Below are 13,650 nucleotides of genomic sequence, written 5' to 3'. Positions count from 1 at the left end.
TACACCTAAAAAAAGGTTTAATTTCTCTTTCACCTTACCAAATATTTAGAATACTTATAATTTCCCCTAATACATTAATAGTGTAATGTGATATAATAACCCTAATGGGTAGGAAAAATTTAATAGAGATAAAGGGGGAAAACAAATGGAATTAGGTAAAAACGCATTGATTTCAGCTCCGTCATTATTAGCTTTAATCCCATTATTAGTTTACTTAATCTTAGTATTTAGAAACAAATCAAATCTTGCAGGTTTAATAGTAGGGGTCGTCGTAGCTGCAATTCTGACCGGTCAAGGTCTTAAATCTTTGGCAGAAATCTTTGCAACGTCATTGGGTTCATTCCTAGCTATAATTGGTATTATCATCATGTTCGGCAGTGGACTTGGATATTTGATGAATAGGACAAAAGTCAGCCAAACGCTTGTATACTGGATAGTTAAAAAAATAGGAGTGGACACTGAAAAAAAAGGTATGGCAGCAGTTATTATATCTTCAATTGTAATTTGCGGATTACTTGGAACGTTAGCCGGCGGAAATGCAGTTATTGCTCCGGTAATTATTCCGGTTGTTGCTGCTGTAGGACTTACTCCCAGTGCTGTTTGTGCCTTATTTAGAGTTGCGGGAGAAGTTGGACTTATTATGGGACCGCTTACCGGTGTTACTATTGCTACGATGGCTGTTACAGGACTTTCCTATGGAAAATTGATGTTATGGGCTGTTATACCTTTTAGTATCGTATGGTTAGGTTCTACATTGTTTGCAGTTAATAAAATTCAGAAAAAACTAAAAGGAATTGAAGTATATGAAATAACCGATGATATGATAGATATAAGCAAGATGGAGATTACTAAAGAACAAAAACGTACTACAATCTTGTTTTTGCTTGTATTTTTATTGCTGGTTGGCTTTGGTGTCCTTACTAAACAAGGAACAAGTTATGCTATTATAGTAATGCTTATATTGGCAGTCGTTATTTCTATAAGCGGAAAATTGGAAATCGATTCTGCGATAGATACCTTTGTAGAGGGCGCTTCAAAGATGACCAATATGTTTTTGGTCTTTATATTCTTCGAAGTTATGTTTGTAATGATTGACCTTGGCGGAGGATTTACTGCCTTGGGAGATTTGCTTACAAGATTTGCATCAGCAGGCGGAAAGGCCGGTACATTAATAGTTGCCTCATTGGTTGGAGGTTTCGGCATTGAAGCTGCAGCTGTGGCAGAGATCAATATTGTTCATGAAATGTTTATAGACTTAATTAATAAAGTCGGTCTCCCAATGGAAATTTGGGCAACGGCCATTCTTGCCGCTACGAGAATAACGGGCTCCGTATATCCTACAGCAAATCTTGCAGGTCAACTAGGTATAGCGCGTTGCAACAATATGAAAACTGTATTGCAAGCTTCATGGATAGGGGCAGCGGCACTTTGGATTTGGGTAATGGTTTGGGCTTTCGTAGGACCGCTATTCTTTTAATATGACATAAAAAATAGAAAAAATAAGGGTGTATCTTCCATTCTGAAAATACACCCTTTGTTTTCTATTATATAATTACATATTTGGTGCACCGCTCGCACATAAATCCGAACCCTCAACATAGCCAGTTTAGTTGAGAGTGAACAAGATTTTATCATCATACAGGTAAATGGCATTAACAAAGTGCTATTTTGTCAAAGCAGGAATCTGGCAATTCCATGAATTATCTTCATTGTTGATAAATCCAGCAAATCGATAAACAGGCTGATAAAATCCTTTTGTATCGTAAACATAAGCGAGATTACATTCTTTTACCCGCAGGTTATCTCCCTGTTGGAATGGGACATATTGTTCAAAATTTCCATCTTCAACCTGTTTAAAAGCTTCTTTAGGGGAAATAATTTCTTCTGTCGCGACATATTCATTCCAGTTGATCCCGTAATGCATGGAAGCAAGTTCCAGATCGCTATCAAACTGCATTAAGACAGATCCGAATGTAAATGCGGTTTTGGCAATTGACAGGTTGTTCTCTTCAGGTGTATCCCATCGAAGCGTATCGTTGTTTTGTATACTGAAAACAGCAGTATCGGGGAGCATTCCACTTTCTTTTAGCCAGTTTTTATAAAAGTCTCCATATCTTTTAGCTGCTTCCTCTGTCAATGTGGCGGTATCATTCCATGTTGTATAGCTCCAATTCCCGGTTCTTACAAAGAAACTGAGCTGAACTTCTTCATCAGTGGGATTTTTGCCAGTATAAACGCGATTTTCGCCTTCACGTCGTTGAATACCTGAAAAGATAACATCTTCCGATTCAGAAAGTTGAGCTACAATTCGTTCTATATAATCCTGATCCTCCGCATAGATGTTTTTATATATAGATGCCCATGCCGATTGCTCTGTTAAGGAAAGATCAGCTGTAAGGCTAATTTCTGACATATCCTGCTTTATCGCAGGAAGAATAGACATGTTTCCGTAAGGTTTCTGCTCATAAACAAAAGACACAATGCCGATTATCATTCCAATGACGCATGGTAATATTAGCACTTTGCCAATGGGAAGAAAGCGAACGCGTTTTTCCCTAATAATGGCAAATACTGCCATTATACAAAAATAACCAAACAAACTTCCAATGCAGTTGTGGAATAAATCGTCAAGTTCAAAAATCCCCGTTCCCGTCAATAATTGTACGATTTCAATAAAAACAGTTAACCCAATGGACACTAAAAAAATTACCTTGAACTTCTCTGCCTTCTTCCAGAAAATCGGCAATAAAAATCCCAGCGGTGCAAACATCAGCATATTGAAGATAATAAGCTGCAGCTCACTGATTGACCACTTATTCCATGCGTTGACATAGGCGCTGAAAAAGTCAATATTAAAGCTGCCGGTAAAGTTTGCACCTCGGCTTAAGGTGGTCAATGCCAGTACCAACAACAGCCAGCAGGACAAAAGAAACAGGGCAATCCCCTGCGTTTTCGACATATTCTTTTTGCCATGAAACACATTTTTATATATCATATAGACAACAAAAATTATAAGCGCCAATAAAAGTCCTCCAATAAGCGCAAAAACACCCCATCGAAGTAATGCTTGAAAAATTGTAATAATGTCCATGAATAACCTCCGTTTTTATACTGTAATTGAAAGTAAAAATCTTTGCAATTTATTAATTACAGTATAACACATATGTACTGTCTAAAATTTAATACTTCCTTAAGAAATTCCTAAGAAAATACTAAGATGTGGTATAATTCAAGGAAAGTGCAATAACAAAAGAAGTTATATGTTCATGGCTTCCCACAGTAATTGAACCACCACGCAAAATAATAATTTCTTTAGCAATTGCAAGTCAGTATGTTACAATAATAGTGCAGATAAAAAAACAAATCCGAACCCATCTCCTATAAAAGAGATACAGTTCGGATTAATAATTCGGGTTATGTATATTTGGTGCGGGAAAGAGGACTTGAACCCCCACGTCAATGACACTAGATCCTAAGTCTAGCGCGTCTGCCAATTCCGCCACTCCCGCTTGTTTAAGCCCATAAGGACTTATTTGTGGTGATCCATCCGCGATTCGAACGCGGGACACCCTGATTAAAAGTCAGGTGCTCTGCCGACTGAGCTAATGGATCAAAAAAAATGGGGTGGATAATGGGATTCGAACCCACGACCTCCAGAGCCACAATCTGGCGCCCTAACCAACTAGGCCATATCCACCATATACTAAAATCCTAACGACAAACACCCTACCGTGCGGGCTGCTCATATGGAGCGGGTGAAGGGAATCGAACCCTCGCACATGGCTTGGGAAGCCAGTGCTCTACCACTGAGCTACACCCGCAAATCGTCTCTTAATAACCGTTAACATTAAATAATTATAGCAGGTTCTATGAGCGTTGTCAAATAGTATTTTTTAATTAAATCAATCTTTAAATCTCTACAATTTCAGTCTTTATGCGATCTCCTATTTCAATTATCCCAAAAGTCTTTTTTCTATCTTGGCTTCTTGGAAGAGAAGGGCTTCCCGGGTTCATTATGATTAGATTGTTTTCTTTGATATTGAGCGGAACATGGGTATGCCCAAATAGTACTATATCCGCTTTAAGTTCAAGTCCTTTATAATAAAGGCTTGTATAATTAAATCTTACATTGTATCTATGTCCGTGAGTCACTAATATCTTTTTGCCCTTAATTTCAATTATCTCATCTTCATTGTAATCAGACCAATAATCTCCATTCCCTTTAACTATGATTGTGGGTATAGAGAGGATTTTTTTCAGTTTTTCGCCATCGTCTACATAATCTCCCAAATGAAAAAGCATATCGAATTTGTCTTGTCGTTCTAACGCTCTAAGAACTTCTTTATAATTACCATGCGTATCGCTAACTACGGCTATCCTCATCTATATCATCCTCTAGAATTTTTATTAATGTGTTTTTTAAGTTTTTTAAAGCTTTAGCTCTATGACTTATTTTGTCTTTTATGTCCGAACCCAATTCCGCAAATGTCTTATCGTATCCTTCAGGTATAAACAAAGGGTCATATCCAAAACTACTCGGTCCCCTTAATTCTAAAGCTATAGTGCCCTTACACTCGCCCTTAACCGTATATATTTTCTTATCTTCTGTTATAAGAGTGATAACATCTAAAAATTTTGCTTCCCTTTGTTCCAAGCTTTTACCCTTTAAATTCCCCAGTAATTTTTCATTATTTTTCTTGTCATTGCCGTCTTCCCCTGCATATCTGGCAGAATATACTCCGGGCTCCCCATTCAAAGCATCAACAAATAGCCCTGTATCATCAGCTATAACCATATAGTCAATTTTTTCAGCTAATGCACTTGCCTTTTTCAAGCTATTTTCTTCCAACGTGTTTCCATCTTCAATTACTTCAAAATCTTCCAGATTCACATCTTTCTTTGATAAGACTTTTATTTCTAAACCTCTCAATATATGTTTTATTTCATTTATTTTATTTATATTTTCGGTTGACAATACAAGTACTCTTTTATTCATGTTTTTCTCCTATTAATTTCCCAATCTCACCTAGAGTTTCCTTCTGAATTTCAATTAACTCAAATATTCCTTCTTCGGCTAGTTCCAGAAGTTCATCTAATTCGCTTCTGGAAAATGTCGATTTTTCACCGGTACCCTGAACTTCTACAAAATCTCCTTTTTCTGTCATTACAACATTCATATCTACATGAGCAGATGAATCCTCTATATAATTTAAATCCAAAATAGGTCCTTCTTCGGATATCCCTACACTCACTGCCGCAATATAATTGGATATGGGTATACTCTCAATTTCTCCTTTTTTAACTAATGCATATAAAGCATCAAATACCGCTACAAAACTTCCTGTAATTGAAGCGGTCCTAGTGCCGCCATCTGCCTGAATTACGTCACAGTCAATCCAAATTGTTCTCTCTCCAAATTTCGTTAAATCAACTACAGAACGAATTGATCTCCCTATTAATCTTTGAATTTCCTGTGTTCTGCCTTCCACTCTTCCTTTTGTGGATTCTCGAATTTTTCTACTGATAGTTGAACTTGGAAGCATTGAATATTCTGCTGTAATCCATCCTGTATTTGTACCCTTTAGAAAAGGTGGGACCTTGTCATCTACTGTAGCTGTACATATAACCTTTGTGTTTCCCATTTCTATAAGTACAGAACCAAGAGGATTTAGAAGATAATTCCTTGTTATTTTTACTTTTCTAAGTTCATTATATTTTCTATTATCTATTCTCATTTGTATCTCTCCTATTTTTTCTATACTTTTATTCTACCAAATTAGGGCTTATTTATCTAGGGAAAGAAAAGAAATTCTAAACCAGAGATCCTTCACCATGCTCAAATGACACATTCGATAATCCCAAAAATATTAAAACCCGAGATCCTTCGCTAGCGCTCTGAATAAAGCAAGCGTTGAATTCGGGTTATTTTACCTCTTATCCTTACCTCTTAACATATATTTTAGTATTCATTAGCAAATGTAGGTATACTTGTATTTATTACTTCTCCGTCAACTAATAACTCTACTGACTCTATCTCTGAAAACTGGCTTAAAGTCAGCCCTATATCTTTAACAATTTCATTTAATGTCGCTTCTCTGGTAAGCATGTTCTCATCTCCAAGATTAACATCTACATAAGCTGTCGACTCTTTAATTTCCACTCCTTTAAAGTTTACACTTCTGGGTATGTCAGAATATAAACCTGAATCTTCCGGCGGGCCTTCAAACAATAAGTCTAATGCGGTATAAACATTTGCTACAGGCGCTAAAGTAGGTATGGTTACAGGGATAAAATATTCAAAATCTCCTTCTGATTGGCCTTTGAAATATACCACAATCTTAGACCTTCCATCGTCATCACTGCCCAATAGATTTATGTCCTCTCTTGTAAGAGATTTATCTAATTTGGTTCCATTTTTTAATACACTGACCTCTTCCCCATTTACAAAGATTTGGACACCCTTTACAGCCGGAAATTCTGTTAATGTATATACTACCCCTTTGATTAAATTTTCTTCATCCTTTAGTGACTCTTTGTTTAAAATTTCCTCATTGAAATCCACTTTACAAATACCTGTATCAGGATTTACACTCATCCCATTGATTTCCGTCCCGGATGGAATTATAGGTAATAACCCTGTTGGACCCAATACCTCTCTTAATTCAGGTGTATCGATCATATTTTTTAAAGCAAGCTTTGCAATTCCTTCCTCCCATGGTATTCTTCTCATCACAGGGACTAAAAATCCCTCAGAATTCTGAAAATAAAGTACTGTTTTTCTCATTCCTTCTTCTTCTACAATATTCATAATATCATCATCAGAGCTAATAATTTCGATTTCATCATCATTTTTAGCTATTTTTTTTGATACAAATTTTCTTCCTACTGCAATACTTGTAAAAACCAACACTACAACAAGTGCAAATATAGCAATTCTTCTATTAATCATATAAACCCCCCCTAACTTATTTCATATATATTATATTAAGGAGGTTAATATACTATGATTAATAATCTATTTTTTCACTGAAGCAAAATACCCACCGCTTATCGGGTTTATACTATTTACTGTTATAAAGGCATCTTTATTGATATCATATACTATTTTTTTTAGTTTTTTTAAATCCTTTCTGTTTAATGCTACATAGATTACATCTTTTGGGCCTTCTATACCCTTACCCTCTATTATAGTAACCCCAAAGCCATTTTCTCTTAAAGCATTTATTAATTCAGTATTGTCTGATGTTTTTAAAATAATTTGAGCTGATAAATTCCCTAATGCAATCATATTCTCAATTGTAATTCCTACATAATTACCTGTTGCAAAACCTAAACAATATGCTAAAAGGTTTAGAGGATTGTCTAATCCATTTACAACTTTGCCAAGAGCAACAACATATATTCCTGACTCAAAAAATCCTATTATTGCTGCTTGTGTTTTTCTTCCTTGGACTACCATCAATGTTCTAATAGTTGCTAAGGTTACATCAGCAACTCTTGCTAAAAAAATTAATAAATAACCAATTAAAAAAGACATTTTATTTCTCCTTTCAAATAAATATAAGGGAGGTTTCCCTCCCTATATATTAATACATTTCAATGTAATTTTGTATACCTTTTATAATGCCTTCCACAATTTTATTTTGATAACTATCACTTGTTATCAACTTTTCCTCTTCCGCATTGGATAAAAACCCTACTTCAACCAATACTGCGGGCATTTTAGTTTCTCTGACTACAGGCAAATCCTTTCTTTTTATTATCCCTTTGTCAACAGCGCCGGTTGATTCTAATACCGCTTTAAATATGGATTCCGCAAATGGATATTGATCCACAGTTTTTACCTTGCTATCAAATAAAGGACAATATAACACCTGCAAGCCTTTTATATCCCTGTTGGTATGGGAATTGGAGTGTATGCTTACAAACAAATCTGCATTAGCAGCATTGGCAAAATTTGCCCTGTCATAAACACTAGGTTTTTGGTCTCCTGTTCTAGTCATCAATACATTATACCCTAATGCATTTAGCTGGCTTTCAAGTTTTTTTGCTATTTGCAAATTTATATCTTTTTCTTTAGTGCCACTGACTGACATAGCCCCCGGATCTGTATCTCCGTGCCCTGCATCTATGACTATTGTCTTGTTTATATCGATGCTGTTTGGATCTCTTTTTAGAAGGATTTGTACCTTAGTATCTTTTCTGTCGGATAACACGGTAAATTCTAGATTACTTTTGAGGCTTAACAATACCTTTGTTTCCTCTTTATCTTTAACAACTTCAATATTATCGACAATCCCATCTTTAATTGTAACATAACCATTTTCCAGCTCTACATTTTCAGTTGGAATAGTGATTTTCATTAGTTTGTTGTTAAAATCATAGTCCACTTCATATTTAGTTTTTTCCAGATTGTTAATGGTCAATATTTTGTCCAATCCTTGGCTAGCATAGCTAATATTTTCCCAAAAACTTTTTTCCGGATATACTACCAATTTGTTATTTAATGTATCAACTTTTATATTTGGATCGGTGATCCCTTCTTTTACATCCAAGACCACTCTAACAATTCTATCTAAAGAGCTGTAGTTGTTATCTCCTAAAAACTGCGAAGTCCTAACTCCCTTTATAAATCCCAATTCATAATTGTAATCTTCATATAATTTACCGTTCAATGTAGCATCCAGTAAGTCAATGACTATTCTCTCCGGATCTTTAAGCTTCAATACATTGTAGGATGTACCAATACCATCTATTACCAATGCATCTTTACCAGCTACAGTATCCAAGCTGATTCCATTGACTTTTTTTACAAAGGACAAAACAGTTGTCTTCCCGTCGCTTGATGGTATAAGCTCATAATTCTCTTTTCCATTCATTGTAACTACAATTCTTGTTATGTAAGGATTTGTAGAATACTGAGAGTATTCAACCTTACTGAAATTCACGTCATTAGCCTGAATATTCCCCGGTGCATTCCCTGTATTTTTAAGGTTCAATTTTGAATTTTTAATGTCGATTATCAATTTATTTGAATCAGGCAAAAATAAGGTTTCATATTCAATTTTTTCATCACTTTTAATAACGACCTTTTGAAGCGGAGTACTGCCTTTCTGAATGCTAATATCCGAAATAGAAACTAAATCAGATGAAACAGGCGGGTTCACTTCAGGATTAAAGTCAATTATATCTTCTTCACCATTATTCGTACTGATGTATGGAATTTTATTTTCCTGATTCCAACCTACTTCATAGCCTAAAATTTCAGAAATTACTCTCACCGGAACCATAGTTCTTGAATCTTTATTAGAAAAAGTAACCAATTTAGGTGTAGAATTTTTGTCCAAGGTTTTTGTTTCATTGTTTACGATAGCTTTTGTACTATCAATTGTTAATTTAATTGTTTTATTATTTTGTAGAATTGTAGCTGTTTTTGTCTTTTGATCCCAATCTACCTTTGCGCCCAAACTTTCTGCGATAAACCTAACCGGTACTAGAGTTCTATCTATATAAACAAAAGAAGGAACTTCTGATTTAAAAGCTTGCCCATCCATCATTACTGGAACTTCACGGACTTTTACTGTACTTCCATTCATGCTTACGTTGATTATACTATTTTCACCAAAAGATAATGTATTTACAAATAATATCATTATCAAAAATAAAGATAAGGTCATTAACCATTTCTTCATATAATTCCCCCTTTACGCTTATGCAAGTAGTAGTTATCCCTAAATACATTTATATCATTTTATAAATTATTATGTCAATGAATTAGAGATTTTGTAATGATAATGTAATGATTATGTAACACTGGTCTTACAATTCACAGTTCACAATGCACAATTAAAACCCTAATTTACTGCTTACGTCAGAACAACAGCTTCGCTGCAATTCGTAATTGAAAAAAGATACCCAAAGATAATTGTGAACTGTAATTTATGAATTCGATTTTATAATATGGTTATGCTAATATTACAAATTTTATAGGAGGCTTTATATGATACTTTGTTCTGAGAGTTGTATTCATGAGAATGATGGTTTATGCACCTTAAAGGAAGTTACTCAACCTTCTAGTACTCCAATTAAAGACTGCCCTTATTTTAGTGATAAAAAAATTAAGGCAGAAATAGATGAAGAATTTTGGGAATAATTTGTAAATATTATATAAGAACAGGAACGGATGGTAACTAATTACTTTACTATCCGTTCCCAAGAGAAGCAATGAACAGACTAAATCAATCTCCTCATAGTCATTTGACTTCATGTCTTTATGCCTTATTTCTATATTCTATCTTTTAACGAATGCTCCGTCAGCGCGGAAAGTTTTTCAATTCTTTCATTAACCATGTCTCTGAAGCAGTATGGCAAGTGATCCCTTCCACCTCTGTGCTGCAATACACACTCCTTGCACTTTCCGTGATACATACAAGGTTCACTGCAACTGCAATGATCCTGTCCACTATCTTCTATTGCTTGTAGAAATTCTTTAATTAAACGCCGTCCTTCCTTAATATTTCCGTCCTTGTATGCCTGCATACATTCTTCCATCATTATAGGGTTAGCATCAATCTTTACCTTGTCGCTCATTTTTATCTCCTTTCAGTCTGCGCCTTGCTACTATTAACCCGCTTTCTAATTGAATTCTCACAAGGCTTTGTATAGGAACAACCTTATAATTTAATTCCTTTTCCAGATACATGCATTCGCTCTCTAAGTTTTTTGAAAATACACTATACGATTTCTCTAACTGCTTTATGGCCGATATATCTTTATTCCCTGTCCTTTTTAACCTATCAATTTCATATAAACAGGTTCTAGCACATAGGCTTGTTGACAAACTGTTGTAAAATTTGCTTACTACGCTGTTATCAAAAACTTCAGATACTTTTGCTGTCCTGTTATACTCTGGTTTATCTACCAGCTTCATCTGTGCTTTTGTTGAAGAATCTAATTCGTCAATTATCTGTTCAACCAGTAAAACAAAGGGGTTATCAGCAGATATATATTCCCTGATTTTATTCAATTCATTATCCAGATTTTTATAGTGTTTTTCCGTAGTTTCTACTTTATTGATTATAGACTGTCTTCTGCTTATATTTGCCGGTGAAGAATCAGATACTCTGTCATCCAAAAAATATGGCAGTTCCGTCATGAGAGACACACAATCATTATGTTTTAATGCATAGTCAGAGCTGCTTGTTCCTCCTGTACATGATTTTTCCGGAGGCGTGTCCGAGTATTTTTCCAAATAATCATATTCTTCAGATATTCCACTCATTTTATATATCGCATCTGAAAATTCCACACAAGATGGGCTTTCAGGCTCTCCCATCTGCAGAGCAACACCGTTTTTTACGGCTGTTTTTCTAAGCTCATCGTAAATGTCGTCATATTCATGAGTTATATACCAATATGCTCCGCAAAGCCCTCCGTTATGTAATGAGTACATAAACTCCGGCTTCGTTTCCTCAATAACATTCATTATAGCTTTTGTTTCAGGCATGGTATCATTAAAATGAAGGTTTTTATAGTCAACAGGAAATGTCCATTCGACTTGTTTGTTACTTGCTGGTCTGAAATAATTTTTCATATAATTATAAATATTAAATGGTCCTTTAAACCAATCTTCATTTAATCTTGTCCCATCGGGATCAACACATTTGATTATATACCATGTATAACCTGTTGATACTCTGAACTCATCATTTTCAGCCAACGCTCTTGAAAAATACTCCAACGTCATGGCTCCTATCGGCTCATTTGGATGTGGACATGCGAAGCAAAGAGCATTTCTACTGCCGTTGCCTATTTTCAGGCATAATATTCTATGGTTTTCTCTTGATCTCCCAGCTTCAAAAACTTTTACAATATCCGGATATTCATCTTGAAGACTCATAGTACTTTGGTCCAGTTCATCCACTGTCATAAAGACCTTGTAATCCGGAACATTATCAATTATTTTGTCTATATTCATGTTTTACCTCCGATTTGCTATGCTGTATATTATGCTGCCCGTCAAACGCGGGCAGCATAAATACTTTATTTGTTCAGCCATACATATGTGTATTCATGAAATCCTGTTTTGTCTATAATTCCTTCTGATGTCGGGTGTCCCTCAACATAAGACTGGTAAGGTGCTATAGATATATATTCGGATATGGGCACTATAGGGACATCCTCAACTATATATTTTTGTGCCTCCTGATAGTAAGGTGCCCTCTCCTCCTGCTTAACAAGCGATCCTCCCTTTTTCAAAGCTTCGTCAACTTTTGAATTTGAATAGCCCATCAGATTAATTAACCCATCCGTGGAAAACCTTGGTGCCAATGCACCGGGATCAGGACCTTGATACCCTGCTAGTAGTGAAAAATCATAATTCCTTCCGTACCATACCTTTTCGTCCCATGCAGCCTCTTCCATCATATTAATTTTAACGTCTACACCAATATCCTTCAAGTTATCCTTCAATATAGTCGCTATATCCGTAAATGGCTCCACATTAAACACATCGATGGTGGCGCTGAAGTACATTCCGTCTGAATTTTTGGTATATCCGGCGCTTTCAATTAATTGTATTGCTTTTTCAACATCTCTTTCAGGAAAAACATCTGTTGTGTTCAAAGCCCATTCATACAAAGGCGTCATGGCTGTATTGGATTTTTCTCCTATTCCCTTCAAAGCCTTTTTAATAATATCATCCTTGTCCATGCCGAGAGATACGGCTTGTCTCAGTTTTATATCCTTAAAAATGCTGTCCTTAATATTAAAAAACATATAGTATCTAGACGGCCAATACTGTCTTCCTACCTTTAAGTTCGTATCAGATTCAAAATTCTGAGCTTCAGACAAAGGAGGCTCTACTCCAAGTATATCAAGTTCTCCGTTGTATAAAGCCTGTACTGCAGTATTCGCATCAGGTATAATCGAAAATACAACTTTATCAAGATATGCCCTATCTCCCCAGTAATCTTCGTTTCTTTCAAGTGTAACGCTTACACCCTTTTGGTGGCTTACAAATTTGAAAGGACCAGTTCCCACAGGGTTTTGGTTTGCTGGGTTCGTGCTCCAGTCAGTATTCTCATATATATGTTTGGGCATTATATAACATGCATCCCAAGCTAAATATCCAAGTAATGAGGAATCATTATCTTTAAGCTTAAATACAACGGTATTGTCATCCGGTGTGGTTATTTCATTGACAGAAGTTAGTGATCCTGCAAGTTGTCCATCTTGACTTATAATAGTGTCAAATGTGAACTTTACATCTGCTGATGAAAAAGGTTCACCGTCATGCCATTTTACATCTTCATTTAAATAGAACGTTATTTCTTTTCCATCTTCAGATACCTTATAGCTTTTAGCCAAATCCGGCACGATTTCCTGGTTGTTGGTCACTTTTATTAACCTATTGAAAATATTTTCTGCAATAGGCTGCAAGTAACCATCAGCCTGATAATCAGGGTTGTAGGTGGAAGGGTCTCCGGTCATTCCGACAACTAATGTTCCGCCCTCCTTAGGTGCGTCAGTCACAGTTTCAGTTTGATCTTCATCTTTTTTCACATCATTTTCTGTACCTGTGCCACCACAGCCTGTAAATATTCCCAGAATTAAACATATTACCAATAATAGACTTAATCTTTTCATTTT

General features: G+C 35.5%; 12 protein-coding genes and 4 tRNA genes. 2 read left to right on the top strand and 14 right to left on the bottom strand.

Annotated features, from left to right (window positions below; all coding sequences use genetic code 11):
- The first annotated feature begins 145 nt into the window (after positions 1–145).
- Positions 146–1,477, top strand: a complete 1,332-nt coding sequence (locus H8707_RS00790) for a TRAP transporter large permease subunit (protein ID WP_262428238.1) — start codon at positions 146–148, stop codon at positions 1,475–1,477.
- 186 nt (positions 1,478–1,663) lie between these two features.
- On the opposite strand, the gene H8707_RS00785 is transcribed toward H8707_RS00790, so the two are convergent.
- From H8707_RS00785 to H8707_RS00735, 11 genes are all read right to left on the bottom strand, one after another.
- Complete coding sequence (locus H8707_RS00785; RefSeq protein ID WP_262428237.1) at positions 1,664–3,091, bottom strand: VanZ family protein; 1,428 nt, start codon at positions 3,089–3,091, stop codon at positions 1,664–1,666.
- 334 nt (positions 3,092–3,425) lie between these two features.
- A tRNA-Leu gene (locus H8707_RS00780) sits at positions 3,426–3,509 on the bottom strand.
- Positions 3,510–3,536: 27 nt separating this feature from the next.
- Positions 3,537–3,612: transfer RNA gene (locus H8707_RS00775), tRNA-Lys, on the bottom strand.
- Positions 3,613–3,620: 8 nt separating this feature from the next.
- Positions 3,621–3,697: transfer RNA gene (locus H8707_RS00770), tRNA-His, on the bottom strand.
- A 50-nt stretch (positions 3,698–3,747) separates the two neighbouring features.
- Positions 3,748–3,821 (bottom strand) — tRNA-Gly (locus tag H8707_RS00765).
- Positions 3,822–3,909: 88 nt separating this feature from the next.
- A complete protein-coding gene (locus H8707_RS00760) occupies positions 3,910–4,383 on the bottom strand; it encodes a metallophosphoesterase (protein ID WP_262428236.1) in 474 nt (157 codons plus the stop codon).
- Positions 4,364–4,996 carry an RdgB/HAM1 family non-canonical purine NTP pyrophosphatase gene (gene rdgB / locus H8707_RS00755; RefSeq protein ID WP_262428235.1) on the bottom strand — a complete coding sequence of 211 codons (633 nt, stop codon included), beginning with the start codon at positions 4,994–4,996 and terminating at the stop codon, positions 4,364–4,366. The genes H8707_RS00760 and rdgB overlap by 20 nt, the downstream gene beginning before the upstream one ends.
- A complete protein-coding gene (gene rph / locus H8707_RS00750) occupies positions 4,989–5,735 on the bottom strand; it encodes a ribonuclease PH (RefSeq protein ID WP_262428234.1) in 747 nt (248 codons plus the stop codon). The genes rdgB and rph overlap by 8 nt, the downstream gene beginning before the upstream one ends.
- Positions 5,736–5,959: 224 nt before the next feature.
- The gene (locus H8707_RS00745; RefSeq protein WP_262428233.1) at positions 5,960–6,949 is read right to left on the bottom strand and encodes a GerMN domain-containing protein; all 990 of its coding nucleotides are present in this window, start codon (positions 6,947–6,949) and stop codon (positions 5,960–5,962) included.
- Between the two features lie 66 nt (positions 6,950–7,015).
- On the bottom strand, positions 7,016–7,537 hold the full coding sequence (locus H8707_RS00740) for a DUF2179 domain-containing protein (protein ID WP_262428232.1): 522 nt from the start codon (positions 7,535–7,537) through the stop codon (positions 7,016–7,018).
- Positions 7,538–7,586: 49 nt separating this feature from the next.
- Positions 7,587–9,692 (bottom strand): N-acetylmuramoyl-L-alanine amidase family protein, encoded by a 2,106-nt coding sequence (locus H8707_RS00735; protein WP_262428231.1) that lies wholly within the window; start codon positions 9,690–9,692, stop codon positions 7,587–7,589.
- 308 nt (positions 9,693–10,000) lie between these two features.
- Here H8707_RS00735 and H8707_RS00730 point away from each other — a divergent pair, with 308 nt between their 5' ends.
- Positions 10,001–10,153, top strand: coding sequence for a hypothetical protein (locus H8707_RS00730; protein ID WP_262428230.1), 153 nt, complete (start codon positions 10,001–10,003; stop codon positions 10,151–10,153).
- A 131-nt stretch (positions 10,154–10,284) separates the two neighbouring features.
- On the opposite strand, the gene H8707_RS00725 is transcribed toward H8707_RS00730, so the two are convergent.
- From H8707_RS00725 to H8707_RS00715, 3 genes are all read right to left on the bottom strand, one after another.
- Positions 10,285–10,590 carry an LPS biosynthesis protein gene (locus tag H8707_RS00725; RefSeq protein WP_262428229.1) on the bottom strand — a complete coding sequence of 102 codons (306 nt, stop codon included), beginning with the start codon at positions 10,588–10,590 and terminating at the stop codon, positions 10,285–10,287.
- Positions 10,568–11,977 carry a M14 family zinc carboxypeptidase gene (locus tag H8707_RS00720; RefSeq protein WP_262428228.1) on the bottom strand — a complete coding sequence of 470 codons (1,410 nt, stop codon included), beginning with the start codon at positions 11,975–11,977 and terminating at the stop codon, positions 10,568–10,570. Before H8707_RS00720 ends, H8707_RS00725 begins: the two co-directional genes overlap by 23 nt.
- Positions 11,978–12,042: 65 nt before the next feature.
- Positions 12,043–13,647, bottom strand: a complete 1,605-nt coding sequence (locus H8707_RS00715) for an ABC transporter substrate-binding protein (protein WP_262428227.1) — start codon at positions 13,645–13,647, stop codon at positions 12,043–12,045.
- Positions 13,648–13,650: the final 3 nt, after the last annotated feature.

It is taken from the genome of Paratissierella segnis, from assembly GCF_014385195.1.
In the GTDB taxonomy this organism is placed as follows: domain Bacteria; phylum Bacillota; class Clostridia; order Tissierellales; family Tissierellaceae; genus Paratissierella; species Paratissierella segnis.
This window is presented reverse-complemented; position numbering and strand designations above follow the sequence as displayed.